The 12,596-nt window shown below is 74.1% G+C and carries 15 protein-coding genes and 1 pseudogene; 12 read left to right on the top strand and 4 right to left on the bottom strand.

Annotated elements, in window-relative coordinates; translation table 11 throughout:
* The first annotated feature begins 15 nt into the window (after positions 1-15).
* From ACQP00_RS30265 to ACQP00_RS30255, 3 genes are read left to right on the top strand one after another with little or no spacing between them, the layout of a single operon-like run.
* Entirely contained in the window at positions 16-438 is a 423-nt protein-coding gene (locus ACQP00_RS30265; protein ID WP_433201281.1) for a hypothetical protein, read from the top strand.
* The gene (locus ACQP00_RS30260) at positions 435-1,604 is read left to right on the top strand and encodes a zinc-dependent alcohol dehydrogenase (RefSeq protein WP_433201278.1); all 1,170 of its coding nucleotides are present in this window, start codon (positions 435-437) and stop codon (positions 1,602-1,604) included. The genes ACQP00_RS30265 and ACQP00_RS30260 overlap by 4 nt, the downstream gene beginning before the upstream one ends.
* Positions 1,605-1,642: 38 nt before the next feature.
* The gene (locus tag ACQP00_RS30255; RefSeq protein WP_433201275.1) at positions 1,643-2,206 is read left to right on the top strand and encodes a DUF5709 domain-containing protein; all 564 of its coding nucleotides are present in this window, start codon (positions 1,643-1,645) and stop codon (positions 2,204-2,206) included.
* Here the strand turns inward: ACQP00_RS30255 and ACQP00_RS30250 are convergent.
* A complete protein-coding gene (locus ACQP00_RS30250; protein ID WP_433201272.1) occupies positions 2,134-2,946 on the bottom strand; it encodes an alpha/beta fold hydrolase in 813 nt (270 codons plus the stop codon). The genes ACQP00_RS30255 and ACQP00_RS30250 overlap by 73 nt on opposite strands.
* Before the next feature lie 59 nt (positions 2,947-3,005).
* Between ACQP00_RS30250 and ACQP00_RS30245 the strand changes: the two genes are divergently transcribed.
* The 5 genes from ACQP00_RS30245 (at position 3,006) to ACQP00_RS30225 (ending at position 5,438) form a co-directional block, all read left to right on the top strand.
* Positions 3,006-3,674: a phosphodiesterase gene (locus tag ACQP00_RS30245; RefSeq protein WP_433201269.1), complete on the top strand. Its 669-nt coding sequence runs from the start codon at positions 3,006-3,008 to the stop codon at positions 3,672-3,674.
* A gap of 117 nt (positions 3,675-3,791) precedes the next feature.
* Entirely contained in the window at positions 3,792-4,250 is a 459-nt protein-coding gene (locus ACQP00_RS30240; protein ID WP_433201266.1) for an ATP-binding protein, read from the top strand.
* A gap of 72 nt (positions 4,251-4,322) precedes the next feature.
* Positions 4,323-4,733 carry a phage holin family protein gene (locus ACQP00_RS30235; protein ID WP_433201263.1) on the top strand — a complete coding sequence of 137 codons (411 nt, stop codon included), beginning with the start codon at positions 4,323-4,325 and terminating at the stop codon, positions 4,731-4,733.
* Positions 4,730-5,122, top strand: coding sequence for a DUF3618 domain-containing protein (locus tag ACQP00_RS30230; protein WP_433201260.1), 393 nt, complete (start codon positions 4,730-4,732; stop codon positions 5,120-5,122). Before ACQP00_RS30235 ends, ACQP00_RS30230 begins: the two co-directional genes overlap by 4 nt.
* 25 nt (positions 5,123-5,147) lie before the next feature.
* On the top strand, positions 5,148-5,438 hold the full coding sequence (locus tag ACQP00_RS30225) for a hypothetical protein (protein ID WP_433201257.1): 291 nt from the start codon (positions 5,148-5,150) through the stop codon (positions 5,436-5,438).
* Between the two features lie 81 nt (positions 5,439-5,519).
* Here the strand turns inward: ACQP00_RS30225 and ACQP00_RS30220 are convergent, their stop codons facing one another.
* A complete protein-coding gene (locus ACQP00_RS30220) occupies positions 5,520-5,972 on the bottom strand; it encodes an Hsp20/alpha crystallin family protein (RefSeq protein WP_433201254.1) in 453 nt (150 codons plus the stop codon).
* Positions 5,973-6,126: 154 nt separating this feature from the next.
* Here ACQP00_RS30220 and ACQP00_RS30215 point away from each other — a divergent pair, with 154 nt between their 5' ends.
* Positions 6,127-6,720 (top strand): hypothetical protein, encoded by a 594-nt coding sequence (locus ACQP00_RS30215; RefSeq protein ID WP_433201251.1) that lies wholly within the window; start codon positions 6,127-6,129, stop codon positions 6,718-6,720.
* Positions 6,721-6,788: 68 nt separating this feature from the next.
* On the opposite strand, the gene ACQP00_RS30210 is transcribed toward ACQP00_RS30215, so the two are convergent.
* Complete coding sequence (locus ACQP00_RS30210; protein WP_433201248.1) at positions 6,789-7,787, bottom strand: LacI family DNA-binding transcriptional regulator; 999 nt, start codon at positions 7,785-7,787, stop codon at positions 6,789-6,791.
* Between the two features lie 56 nt (positions 7,788-7,843).
* On the opposite strand from ACQP00_RS30210, the gene ACQP00_RS30205 reads away from it, so the two are divergent.
* On the top strand, positions 7,844-8,641 hold the full coding sequence (locus ACQP00_RS30205; protein ID WP_433201245.1) for a phytanoyl-CoA dioxygenase family protein: 798 nt from the start codon (positions 7,844-7,846) through the stop codon (positions 8,639-8,641).
* A gap of 52 nt (positions 8,642-8,693) precedes the next feature.
* Positions 8,694-10,028 (top strand): annotated as a pseudogene (locus ACQP00_RS30200) (diguanylate cyclase); the annotation flags it as partial.
* Between the two features lie 66 nt (positions 10,029-10,094).
* Here ACQP00_RS30200 and ACQP00_RS30195 read toward each other — a convergent pair.
* Entirely contained in the window at positions 10,095-11,087 is a 993-nt protein-coding gene (locus ACQP00_RS30195) for a LacI family DNA-binding transcriptional regulator (RefSeq protein ID WP_433201242.1), read from the bottom strand.
* Between the two features lie 65 nt (positions 11,088-11,152).
* Here ACQP00_RS30195 and ACQP00_RS30190 point away from each other — a divergent pair, with 65 nt between their 5' ends.
* Positions 11,153-12,595 carry an alpha-N-arabinofuranosidase gene (locus ACQP00_RS30190; RefSeq protein ID WP_433201239.1) on the top strand — a complete coding sequence of 481 codons (1,443 nt, stop codon included), beginning with the start codon at positions 11,153-11,155 and terminating at the stop codon, positions 12,593-12,595.
* The last annotated feature ends 1 nt before the right edge of the window (position 12,596 follow it).

The raw sequence follows: 12,596 nt of genomic DNA, 5'->3' as shown, positions 1-12,596 counted from the left end.
GGTACCGGCTTCGCTATGCGCAAATCCCTCCTGGTGCTGACCGCCGGCGCGACCGTGGCGGCGGGTACGGCCACCGCCGTCGTGGCCCGCCGCCGGCGCGCCGCCGCTCGGCCCGACCGCTGGCACAGCGTCACCGTCAACTGCTCGCCGGAGACGCTCGACCCGCTGCCCGCGCCGCTGGACACGCTCGGCTTCCCGGTCGAGGTCCGCATCCGCCCGGCCCCCGGCGACAAGGGCACCGAGGTCGCGGCGCGCGTCGCCCCCGGCGCCGATCCCGAGCGCGTCCGGCACCTGCGGGCCGCGCTGCGCGAGATGCGCTCGCTGGCCGAGGTCGGCGAGGTGCTGCGGCCGGACTCGCCGCCGACCACGAAACCGACGCTGACCGGGGCGCCGCTGGCCCACGCCACGCGGCACGGGCGCGAGGAGGGCCGGCTGTGAAGGCGTTGTGCTGGACCGGCGTCAACAAGGTCGCCCTGGAGCGGGTGCCGGACCCGCGGATCCGCAACAGCGGCGACGTCATCGTGCGGGTCCGCCGGACCGTGACCTGCGGCTCGGACCTGCACCTGCTCGGCGGGTACATCCCGTTCATGCGCAACGGCGACGTCCTCGGCCACGAGTTCCTGGGCGACGTCGTCGAGGTCGGCCCGGGCGTGCGCAACCACGCGGTCGGCGACCGGGTCGTGGTGTCCTCGTTCATCTCGTGCGGGCAGTGCTGGTACTGCCGGCGCGAGGAGTACTCGCTGTGCGACAACGGCAACACCAACCCCGCGATCACCGAGGCGATGTGGGGCGCGGCGCCCGGCGGCTGCTTCGGCTACTCCCACGCGATGGGCGGCTTCGCCGGCAGCCACGCCGAGTACGTCCGGGTGCCCTTCGCCGACGTCGGCGCGTTCACCGTCCCGGACGGCGTCAGCGACGAGCGGGCCCTGTTCGCCTCCGACTCCGCCGCGACCGGCTGGATGGGCGCCGACCTCGGCGGCGTCAAGCCCGGCGACGTGGTCGCGGTCTGGGGCGCGGGCGCCGTCGGGCAGATGGCCGCCCGGGCCGCCATGCTGCTCGGCGCCGAGCAGGTCATCTGCATCGACCGGTACGGCTACCGCCTGGAGATGACCCGCAAGCACGTCGGCGCCGAGACCCTCGACTACTCCAGCACCGACGTGAGCGCCGAGCTGCTGGAGCGCACCGGCGGCCGCGGCCCCGACGTCTGCATCGAGGCGGTCGGGATGGAGTCCCACGCGAGCGGCCCGCAGCACGCCTACGACAAGGTCAAGCAGCAGCTGCGGCTGCAGACGGACCGCTCGGCCGCGGTCCGCTCGGCGATCTACAACTGCCGCAAGGGCGGCAACGTCTTCGTCCTCGGCGTGTTCGCCGGCATCGTGGACAAGTTCCCGCTGGGCGCCGTGATGAACAAGGGCCTGACCCTGCGGGGGGCGCAGATGCACGGCCAGCGGTACATCCCGATGCTGCTGGACCGGATGTCGCGCGACGAGCTGGTGACGGAGCACCTCGCCACCCACACGATGCCGCTGGAGCAGGGCCAGCACGGGTACGACATCTTCAAGGACAAGGCCGACGGCTGCGTGCGCACCGTCTTCACGCCCTGAGCCGGTTGGCGGCACCGGGTTCGGGTACCCCTCGGGGCATGCACACCGACGACTACCCGAACCCGGTCTCGGATCCCGAGGCCGCCGGCCTGCCCGACACCGCGGACGACGACTCCACCGCCCGCGCCGACGACGGCTCCGGCCGCATCGCCGACGGGCTCGACCCGGCCGCCCTGCCGCTGGACCGCGACGATCGGCCGCTCGGGCTCGACCATCACGGTACGACCCCGGACGAGACCGTCGCCGGCGAGCCGCTCGACGTGAAGCTCGACCGCGAGGTCCCGGACCTCGACGAGCCGGAGGTCGTGGTGCGGCCGGTCACCGACACCGGCTTCGACCCGGACGCGATCGCGGCCGAGGTCGACGCGATCGAGCGGCAGCCGGAGCTCGACCTGACGCCGGTCGAGCCCAACCTGGACTCGCCGGTCTCCATGTACGACACCGGCATCGGCGGCGGCGACCGCCCGGTCGGCCGGCTGGTCGAACCGGACGAGGGCGCCGGACCCGACCTGGAGAAGGACGCGATCGCCTACGACGCCGGTTCGGCCGGGGGCGGGGCGAGCGCGGAGGAGGCGGCGCTGCACGAGGTCGCCGAGCGCTGAGGCACGGCCGCGGCGACGAACGACGACGCGAGCGCGGCCACGGTCGCGCCCGCCGTCGTCACCGCGTTGTGCGCGGCGCCGGGCACCTCCGCGACGGCCGCCCGCGGGGTCAGCGCGGCGGCCCGGTCCAGCCAGCCGCGCGGGGCGATCGGGTCGTGCTCGCCGCGCAGGAACAGCACCGGGGCCGCGACCGCGGGCAGCCGCTGATCGATGCGGTGCTCGACGCTGCGGCGCAGGGTGGCCAGGATGCGGCGCGGCCCGGCGTCGCGCACGTCGCGGGCCAGGATCGGGATCTCCCAGGCCCGCTCGTGGACGGTGTCGCGCAGCCAGCGCCCGAACAGGCCGGCCGCGGTGGGCGAGGCCGGGTCGACCGTCGGGCCGACCAGGACCAGCGCCGAAACGAGGTCGGGGCGGCGTACCGCCAGTTCCACCGCGACCTGGCAGCCGAACGAGTTGCCGAGCACGCGGGCCGTGCGCAGGCCCTCCCGGTCCATCCAGGCCGCGACGACGGCGGCGTGCCGCTCGGTGCCGTAGACCGTGCGCGGCTTGCCGGAGCGGCCGAAGCCCGGCAGGTCGGGCACGTGCACCGAGTCCGGGCACAGGGCGGCGGCGGTGGGCATCAGATAGCGGTGCGAGACGGCGAGGCCGTGCAGCAGGACCCAGACGGGCGCACCGGCCGCGCGGTGCTCGCGGACGTGCAGGCGCAACCCATCGACCTCGACCATGCGGCTGACGAACATGGCCGTCCCATACCCGCTTCCGGCTGGTTGTCCCGGCGCCGGACGGGTAGCGGGACGGCATGGTCATTTCGGCGGTACGGCTGGCCGCCCGCGCCCGCGGCGCGCGGCTGCTGCATCCACGCGGCCGCACGTTCACCGGTGCGCTCGTGACCTTCGGGTCGCGGGAGCACCGATGGGGTGCCGCGCTGCTCGACGAACCGGCCACGCACCCGGCGACGGTGCGGATGTCGAAGGGCGCCCCGACCCCGCCCGGCTGGCCCGACGTGCTGGGGCTGGCGGTGCGGGTCGAGCTCGCCGGCGGCCCGGCCGACCTGCTCCTGTCGACCTGTCCGGCGATCCCGCTGCTGCGGCACCTGCCACTGCCCAGAAGAACCTTCGGCGGCCGGTACGGCACGTTGCTCGCCTACCGCGCCGGCGGCCGCCGGATCTTCCTGGCCACCCAGCCCGAGCCGGACCTCGGCCGGACCCTCGACGAGGTGGTGCGGGCGGCGACCGGGCCCGGGATCCAGCTGACGCTCGCCGCGGCGACCCGGTGGGGCACCTGGCGCTCGTTCGGCGCGCTGCGCTTCGGGCCGCTGCTGCCGGCCGGGACCGACCAGGGCATCGCGTTCGACGCCTGGACCAACCACGCGCCCGGCCTGGAACCGGTGGGCTGGGTGCAGCGGGCGCGGCACGGCGTGTACCGCGCGTCACAGCAGGGCCGCGGCGCCCGCCCGCCGGGTTTGTGAACGCCCATCGACGGGGATCATCTTGGGCATGAGGACTCGGGTGCCGGCGCCGGCGGTGCCCCTTGGCCGGAGGCGGTCAGCGTGTGCGGCGTCGATATCGGGGTATCCCTTCAACGCGTGGAACGATCGACCTGCCGGGGGAACCTGATGCACGACAGCGACGGTGAGCATCGCGCCGGGCGGGCCGTGCGCTGGCGGCCCCGCGACGGCCGCGACGTCTCGGTCGCCGCGGCCGCGCGCGCCTGGGTGCTCGCGGCGCTGCCCCGGGTGCTGACCCGGCCGGCCACGCCGCGGCTGTGCGACAACGTCGAGCTGCTGATCTCCGAGCTGGCCGCCAATGCGCTGCAGCACGCGGGCGGGGTCGAGCACATCGACCTGTACTGCAACGAGCACATCCTCGTCATCTCCGTCCACGACGAGCGGGGCGCGCCGGCCGTGGCCCGCAAGTCGCCGCCGCCGGACATGGACAGCGGCCGCGGCCTGCTGCTCGTGGAGGCCCTCGCCGCGCGGTGGGGCGTGCGCGAGCACCCCGGCGACGGCAAGGACGTGTGGCTGGAGCTGGCGCTCGATCGGTAGATCTTGCGCATTCGGAAGTTTGATTGCCGAATGACAAGGGAACTTGGACGGCGATTCAAGGAGGTGATCGCCGTGGCCGATACGCATGATCCGGGGTCGACGGCCGAGCTGGTCCGCCGGGCGGCGGAGCAGATCTCGACGCTGGTCCGCGACGAGCTGACGCTGGCCAAGGTCGAACTGGTCGAGAAGGGCAAGCGGGCCGGGATCGGCGGCGGGCTGTTCGGCGCGGCCGCGGTCCTCGCCTGGTTCGGCGTCGGGCTGCTGCTGACGCTCTTCGTGGTGCTGCTCGATCTGGTCTGGCCGCTCTGGCTCGCGGTGCTCGTCGTGCTGGTCGTGGTGTTCGCCGCGGCCGGGATCGCGGCACTGCTGGGCAAGAAGGAGTTCCAGCAGGCCACGCCGCCGATGCCGCAGCAGGCGGTCGACGGCGTGAAGGCCGATGTCGACGCGGTGAAGACCGCGGTCCAGGAAGGACGACGGGCATGAGCAGCGACCCGAGCCCCGACGAGCTGCGCGCGGAGATCGCGCAGACCCGGGCCGAACTGGCCGATACGGCCGAGCAGCTCGCGGCCAAGACCGACGTCAAGGCCCGCGCCAAGGAAGCGGTCGGCGACGCCAAGCAGGCGGCGGCCGACGCGGTCGGCACCGCCAAGGAGCGCGTCGGCGCGGCCGCGAGCACCGCGGCCGAGAAGACCAGCGCCGCGGCGGGCACCGTGGCCGACAAGGCGGGCAGCGCGGCGACCTCGGTGCGCCGGAAGGTCCGCGACACCGACTTCGCCGCCGAGGCGCGCAAGCCGCTGCCCTGGGCGGCGATCGCGGCGGGCCTGGCGACCTTCGCGGCGATCCTGTACGCCGTCCGCCGCCGGCGGGGATGAACGTCACAACGAGGAGGAGAACCGCATGCGTCTGCTGACTGTGGCCGCGGGAGTGGCCGTCGGCTATGTGCTCGGCACCCGGGCCGGGCGGGAGAAGTACGACCAGATCGTGGCCAGCACCGGCCGCCTGCGCGCCAACCCCACCGCCGGCCAGGCGGTCCAGACGGTGCAGGAGCTGTTCAGCTCCCCGGCGACCACCGCCACCCCGGCCGTCACCGACTCGGCGAGCGCCGCGGCCACGCCGACCCCGAAGCCGCGCAAGCGCGCCGCCGCCAAGGTCACCGGCACCCCGGCCGATCTCGACAACACCGTCTGACGTTCGAAGCCCGAAACCGCGCGGCCACGACTCCTCGTCGAGGCCGCGCGGTTTCGCGTGCTGTGTCGGTGGTGCCGAGCCTCAGGCGTCGAGGACCTTCTGGTCCGGCGCGGTGGTGGCGCCGGCGCCGACCGTGATCTTGCGCGGCTTGGCCCGTTCCGTGATCGGGATGCGCAGCGCGAGGACGCCGTTGTGGTAGGTCGCCTGGATGTTCGCGGTGTTCAGGGTGTCGCCGAGGAACATCTGCCGGGAGAACACGCCGAGCGGCCGCTCGGACAGCGTGGCCTGGGCGTGCTCGCCGAGGTCGATCGGGCGGCGCTCCGCGCGGACGGTCAGCACGTTGCGCTCGACGCTGATGTCGATGGCGTCCTGGTCGACGCCCGGCAGGTCGAACACGATCACGAACTCGTCGCCGTTGCGGTACGCGTCCGCGGGCATCCCCGCCGGGTGCGTCCACGTCCCGGTCGCCGGGGCGCCGAACAGCTGCTGGGCGAGGCGGTGGACCTCGGTGAAGGGTTCGCTGCGCATCAACATGTTGCACCTCCTGCACTCGACTGATGAGTCAATGCGCGATACCTTGTTTGTAGCATGTCATCGGTCCGATGACAACAGCTTCGTCAACGAAACGATGACAACGTAGCGATGACAATGTAGCGATGACAACGGAAACGATGACAAGGAGCCGCGCGTGATTCGGTCCGACGTCGCCGAGGCCGTCACCTCGGTCCTGGCCGTCGCCGCCCTGGCCGACGAGGCCGAGCCCGCGGCCCTGCTCGACGCCCTTGCCCTGCTCCGGGCCGTCCAGCAGGAGCTGGAACTGGTCGAGCCGGACCTGATCGCGGCAGCGCGCCGGGCCGGCGTCAGCTGGCAGGAGCTCGCCCCCGCGCTGGGCGTGGCCAGCCGGCAGGCCGCCGAGCGCCGCTTCCTGCGCGCCGCGACGGGCGCCCGGGCCGGCGACACCCGCGACGGCCGGGTCCAGGCCGAGCGCGACCACCGCGCGGGCATCCGGGCCGTCGCCCGCTGGGCCAACGACCACCGGGCCGACCTGCGCAGCCTCGCGGGTCAGGTCAGCGGGCTGACCGATCTCCCCGCGGCCGCGGGGGCGGACGTGGGCCGCCTGCACGACGCCCTCGGCGACGCCGATGCCACCGCCCTGCCGGCCCTGCTGGCCGCGGTCCGCCGGCACCTGGACCGCCACCCCGCCCTGGCCGGCCGGATCGACCGCGTCACCGCCGACACCGACCAGGTCCGCCGCGACACCCGGCGCGACCGCGAGACGTGACCGCGAGACGGGACCGGGACACGGGACCGGGAGGCGTGACCCGCGGCCACGCCTCCCGGTGCCGGCAACTACCTCGAGCTCTCCCGCACGAGCAGCCGATGTGCTACGACCACCGAGCGCGCCGGCCCCGCCGCCTCGCCCGCGGACAGCCGGGCGGCCAGGCACTGCAGGGCGGCGGCGGCGATCGCGGCCTTGTCCGGAGCGATCGTGGTCAGCGACGGCACGCTGAACCGGCCGTCCTCGATGTCGTCGAAGCCGACCAGGGCCACGTCCCTCGGCACCCGCAGGCCGCGCCCGGCCGCCGCCCGCAGCGCGCCCAGGGCCAGCTGGTCGGTGAAGCAGAACACCGCGTCGAACGGCACGCCGGTGTTGAGCAGCCGCTCCATGGCGAGCGCCCCGTCCTCGCGGTGCAGGGCCTCGACCGGCTCCTCCAGCACCGGGTGGCTGACGACCGAGCGGAAGCCGCGGTAGCGCTGCTCGGCGGTGCCGTTGGCCAGGTGCGGCTGCAGCCCGATGACGGCGATCCGGCGCCGGCCGGTGGCCAGCAGGTGCCGGGCCGCTTCGGCGGCCGCGGCGACGTTGTCGATCGCCACGCGGTCGAAGAGGCCGTCCGCGTCCTGCTCGCCCAGCAGCACGACCGGCGCGCCGCCCGGGCGGCGCTGCAGGTCGGCCGGGCTGAGCGCCCAGGGGCTGATCAGCAGCCCGTCGACGACCTGGCCGCCGGGGGCCCGGCCGCCGTCGAGCAGGCGCCGTTCGCGTTCGGGGTCGCCGTCGGTCTGCTCGACCAGGACGGTCCAGGAGCGCTCCTCGGCGGCCCGGGTGATCAGGGCGGCGAGCTCGCCGAAGTACGGCGAGGCGAGCTCCGGCAGCACGAGGCCGATCAGCCCGGAGCGCCCGCCGCGCAGGCTGCGCGCGGCGGCGTTCGGCCGGTACTGCAGCTCGTCGATGGCCCGCTGCACGCGCACGCGGGTCTCCGGCGCGACGAGCGGGAAGTCGTTGACGACGTTCGACACGGTCCGGATCGACACGCCGGCCCTGGCCGCCACGTCCTTGAGGCTCGCACCCACGGACGAATCCTAAGGCATCACTTGCAACGTTGCATGCCACGTTGCAAACTGGGCCCATGCAGGCATACGACGAGATATATCGAGACGGCATCACGGCGTGCAAGGGCGCGTTCCCGGTCGCGTGGGCGGACGAGATGCGCGAGGACATGGAGACCGCCCTGGCCGACGCGCTGGGCCGGCCCGGCGGCGCGGTCGGGCGCGGGCCGAACCGCTACTACGTCGAGATCCACCCGGAGCAGCTGCGCGGCTTCGTCGACCTGGCCTCCCACCCGTGGGTCGTGGCGGTGTGCGAGGCCGTGCTCGGGCCGCAGTACCAAATCGTGGAACTGGGCTTCGACGTGCCCGGCCCCGGCGCGGTCGACCAGCCCTGGCACCGCGACTTCCCGATGCCCCCGGTGACCCGGGAGACCGGCGTGCTCAACTCGCTCGCGTTCAACCTCACCGGCGTGGACACCACCGAGGACATGGGGCCGTTCGAGATCGCGACCGGCACCCAGTTCGACGACGAGCCGTCCTTCGAGCACGGCATGTTCCCGCCCAAGGAGCTCTACCCGCGCTACCTGGAGCGGGCGGTGCGCAAGTACCCGAAGCGCGGCGACATCTCGGCCCGCTCGGCTCTGACCATCCACCGGGGTACCACCAACCACTCGGACCTGTCCCGCCCCGTCCTGGTGCTCGGCGTCGACGCGCCCGGGGCCGGCAACGACGAGCGGCACGACATGGCGGTGACCCGCGACTACCACGCCGCCCTGCCGCCGGTCGTGCGCGAGCACCTGAGCTGCTCGGTCGTCGACAACCTGGTCCCGATCACGCAGAAGCACACCATCGAGGGCCTGGTCATGGGCGCAGCCTGACGGCACCGGCCCGGCAACCGGCCCGCCCGGGAGCCGGTGGACGCTGGAGCCCATGCGAGTTCCGGTGTGGTCGTGGCCCCTGCTGGCGGCCCCTGCGCTCGTCACGGCGTACTACGTCGTCAGCCAGGGCACCGGCAGCGAGTCGGCCCCGTCGCAGCTGCTGTACTCCGCCCCGTCCCTCATCGCCGTCCTCGGCCTGATCGCGGGCGCGTGGCGGCACCGGCGCACCGGCCGCGGCCCGTGGCTGCTGCTCGCGGCCGGCCAGGCCACGATGGTCGCCGGGGACCTCGTCTACTACGTGCTGTCGCAGCGGGGGGCGATGCCGTACCCGTCGGCGGCCGACGCCTGCTACCTGCTGGGCAACGCCGGGCTGGCGGCCGGGCTGTTCCTGCTGGTCCGGCGGCGCACGCCGGGCTGGGACGGGGCGAGCGCGATCGACGCCGCCGTGGTGGCCGTGGCCGTCGGGCTGGTCGGCTGGGTGTACCTGGTGCAGCCCTCGGCGGCCGGGGCGGGCGGGCTCGCGCAGGCGGTGACCGTGGCGTACCCGATGCTGGATCTCGTGCTGCTCGCGTTCGGCGTGCGGCTCATGCTCGGCACCGGCACCCGCCCGGCGTCGTTCTGGCTGCTCGGCGCCTGGGTGAGCCAGGTGCTGGTGGGCGACACGACCTATTCGGTGCAGGCCCTGCGCGGCTCCTACGACGGCGCGTTCGTCGACGGGCTGTGGATGTGCGCGGTGCTGTGCTTGGCCGCGACCGGCCTGCACCCGTCGATGGCCCGGCTCGACGAGCGCACCGCGGTCGCCGCCCCGGACGCCACCCGCTTCCGGCTCACGATGCTCGCCGCCGCGTCGATCGTGGCGCCGGTCGTGCTCGCGGTGCAGGACGCCCGCGGCGCCGCGCTGCACGTGCCGGAGGTCGTGGCCGCCTGCATCACGCTGTTCCTGCTGGTGCTCGCGCGGATGGCCGGGCTGGTCCGGGCCCAGCGGACGATGGCCGTCACCGACGGGCTGACGGGGCTGCGCACCCGGCGGTTCCTGGAGACGGCGCTGCGGGCCGAGGCCGGGCGCTCCCGCCGCACCGGGGCGCCGCTGGGCTTCCTGCTCGTCGACGTCGACCACTTCAAGCGCATCAACGACACGTACGGCCACCAGGCCGGCGACCGCGTGCTGGCCGAGCTGGCGCACCGGATGGGGGCGCTGGCCCGCCCGAACGACGTGGTGGCCCGCTACGGCGGCGAGGAGTTCGCGCTGCTCGCCCCCGGCCTGGACGGGCCCGGGCTGGCGGCGATGGCCGGGCGGCTGCACGCGGGGCTGGCCGCGCCCGGGGTCACGGTGTCGGTCGGCGGGGCCTGCCTGCCCGAGCACGCCGGCTCGATCGAGGAGCTGGCCCGCCGGGCCGACCAGGCGCTCTACGCGGCCAAGAACGGCGGCCGGGACCGGGCCGTCGTGGCCGGGTCAGGCACTCTCGCGCCGGGTCAGCCGGTGCGGGACCAGGCACTCGCGGGGCGGGTGGTCGGCGGCCCCGGTGATCCGCTCGGCGAGCAGTTGCACGGCGAGCGTCGCCAGCCGCGCGATGTCCGGCTCGACCGTGGTCAGGGTGGGAATCGAGAAGCGGCCGTCGTCGATGCCGTCGAAGCCCGCGACGGCCACGTCCCGGGGCACCCGCAGGCCGGCCTCGTGCAGGGCCCGCAGCGCGCCGAGGGCGAGGGCGTCGTTGAAGCAGAAGACCGCGTCGGGGCGTTCACCGGCCGCCAGTAGCGCCCGCATCGCCGCCGCGCCGTCGGCCCGGTGCCAGCGCTCGGCCGGGGCGAGCAGCGCCGGATCGGCGGGCAGGCCGGCGTCGGCGAGCGCGTTCTGGTACCCCTGCAGCCGTAATCGCGCGCTCACCCCTTCGGCGGTGTGCTGCACGCCCAGCGCCGCGATCCGCCGCCGCCCGAGCGAGGCCAGGTAGGCCGTCGCCTCCCGGGCCGCCGCGACGTTGTCCACGGCGACATGATCGGCGCCGGCGGCGCCCACCCGCTCGCCCAGCAGGACCGTCGGCGTCCCGCCGGTCAGCTCCGCCCCGGACAGGGCCAGAGGGCTGAAGATGAGCCCGTCGACGAGATGGTCGCGGATGCCGGCGGCCACCTCCCGCTCCCGGGCCGGGTCGCCGTCGGTGTGGTCGATGAGCACGGTCCAGTGGTGCGCGGCGGCGGCGGTCACCACGTGCCGGGTCAGCTCGGCGAAGTACGGGTTGTCCAGCTCGGGCACGGCCAGCGCGATCAGCCCGGTGCGGCCCTGGCGCAGGTTGCGGGCGCTCAGGTTGGGCCGGTAGTCCAGCGCCTCGATCGCCGCCTCGACGCGGGCCCGGGTCTCCGGGCGGATGTGGGGGTATCCGTTGACCACGTTGGAGACGGTCTTCACCGAGACGCCGGCCCGCTCGGCGACGTGTTTGAGGCTGTACCGCACCTGGAGGACTGTACCGCTTACCGAGCTCTTTACAACGTTGCCTACAACGTTGTAAAACCAGCACCATGAATTCCGCACGCGTCGTGATCGATCCCGCGTTCCGCATCGGCGAGGCCGACCGCCGGCTGTTCGGGTCCTTCGTGGAGCACATGGGCCGCTGCGTGTACGGCGGCATCTTCGAGCCCGGGCACCCCACCGCCGACGCGCTGGGGCTGCGCGGCGACGTGCTGGAACTGACCCGCGAGCTCGGGGTGAGCGTCGTGCGGTACCCAGGAGGGAATTTCGTTTCCGGGTATCGGTGGGAGGACGGCACCGGGCCGGTCGGGGATCGGCCGCGCCGGCTGGACCTGGCCTGGAAGACGGTCGAGACCAACCGGTTCGGCCTGGACGAGTTCATGGTGTGGACCCGTGCGGCCGGCGTGGAGCCGATGCTGGCGGTCAACCTCGGCACCCGGGGCGTGCAGGAGGCCCTGGACCTGCTGGAGTACGCCAACCACCCCGGCGGCACCCACCTGTCCGACCTGCGCCGCAAGCACGGCGCCGAGCAGCCCTACGGGGTGCGGCTGTGGTGCCTGGGCAACGAGCTCGACGGCCCGTGGCAGGTCGGGCACAAGACCGCCGAGGAGTACGGCCGCCTCGCCGCCGAGACCGCCCGCGCCATGAAGATGATCGACCCCGGGATCAGCCTGGTCGCCTGCGGCAGCTCGAACCGGGCCATGCCGACGTTCGGGTCCTGGGAGGCGACCGTCCTCGAGCACGCCTACGAGCACGTCGACTTCATCTCCGCGCACACCTACTACGACCCGTCCGACGGCGACCGGGCCAGCATCCTCGCCTCCGCGGTCGACATGGACGCGTTCATCGACGAGGTCGTGGCCACCGCCGACCACGTGGGCGCCAAGCTGCACAACCGCAAGAAGCTCAAGGTCTCCTTCGACGAGTGGAACGTGTGGTACCAGTCGCGGCTGCAGCACGACCTGGACCGCCGCGGCTGGGTCGAGGCGCCGGCGCTCATCGAGGACGACTACACCGACACCGACGCCGTGGTCGTCGGCGACCTGCTCATCACCCTGCTGCGCCACGCCGACCGGGTCGGGGTGGCGTGCCAGGCCCAGCTGGCCAACGTCATCGCCCCGATCCGCACCGAGACCGGCGGGCGGGCCTGGCGGCAGAGCATCTTCCACCCGTTCGCCCTCACCGCCCGCCACGCCCGTGGCACCGTCCTGCGCACCGAGCCGGTGACGCCGTCGCACGAGACCGCGAAGTACGGCAGCGTCCCGACCCTGTCCACCGTCGCCGTGCACGACGAGGAGACCGACGCCCTCGCCGTCTTCGCCGTGAACCGCGGCGAGGACCCCCTGAGCGTCGAGTTCGACCTGCGCGCCTTCCCGCAGCACCGCGCCCTGGAACACCTCACCCTCGACGGCCCGCCCCGCCGCCTCGAGAACGCCGGCCGGACCACCGTCCAGCTCGCCGGCGCGTCCTGGAACCTCCTAAGGAGCAGCTGAG

The sequence above is a fragment of the Dactylosporangium sp. CS-047395 genome (genome assembly GCF_050942185.1).
GTDB lineage: Bacteria > Actinomycetota > Actinomycetes > Mycobacteriales > Micromonosporaceae > Dactylosporangium.
The sequence above is the reverse complement of the archived record's forward strand: the minus strand, read 5'-3'. Positions and strand labels throughout refer to the sequence as shown.

Bases quoted from the DNA above. Each gene is read 5' to 3' on its own strand.
- ACQP00_RS30265 (WP_433201281.1), top strand. From the start codon at position 16: ATGCGCAAATCCCTCCTGGTGCTGACCGCCGGCGCGACCGTGGCGGCG.
- ACQP00_RS30255 (WP_433201275.1), top strand. From the start codon at position 1,643: ATGCACACCGACGACTACCCGAACCCGGTCTCGGATCCCGAGGCCGCC.
- ACQP00_RS30250 (WP_433201272.1), bottom strand. From the start codon at position 2,946: ATGTTCGTCAGCCGCATGGTCGAGGTCGATGGGTTGCGCCTGCACGTC.
- ACQP00_RS30245 (WP_433201269.1), top strand. From the start codon at position 3,006: ATGGTCATTTCGGCGGTACGGCTGGCCGCCCGCGCCCGCGGCGCGCGG.
- ACQP00_RS30230 (WP_433201260.1), top strand. From the start codon at position 4,730: ATGAGCAGCGACCCGAGCCCCGACGAGCTGCGCGCGGAGATCGCGCAG.
- ACQP00_RS30225 (WP_433201257.1), top strand. From the start codon at position 5,148: ATGCGTCTGCTGACTGTGGCCGCGGGAGTGGCCGTCGGCTATGTGCTC.
- ACQP00_RS30220 (WP_433201254.1), bottom strand. From the start codon at position 5,972: ATGTTGATGCGCAGCGAACCCTTCACCGAGGTCCACCGCCTCGCCCAG.
- ACQP00_RS30205 (WP_433201245.1), top strand. From the start codon at position 7,844: ATGCAGGCATACGACGAGATATATCGAGACGGCATCACGGCGTGCAAG.
- ACQP00_RS30190 (WP_433201239.1), top strand. From the start codon at position 11,153: ATGAATTCCGCACGCGTCGTGATCGATCCCGCGTTCCGCATCGGCGAG.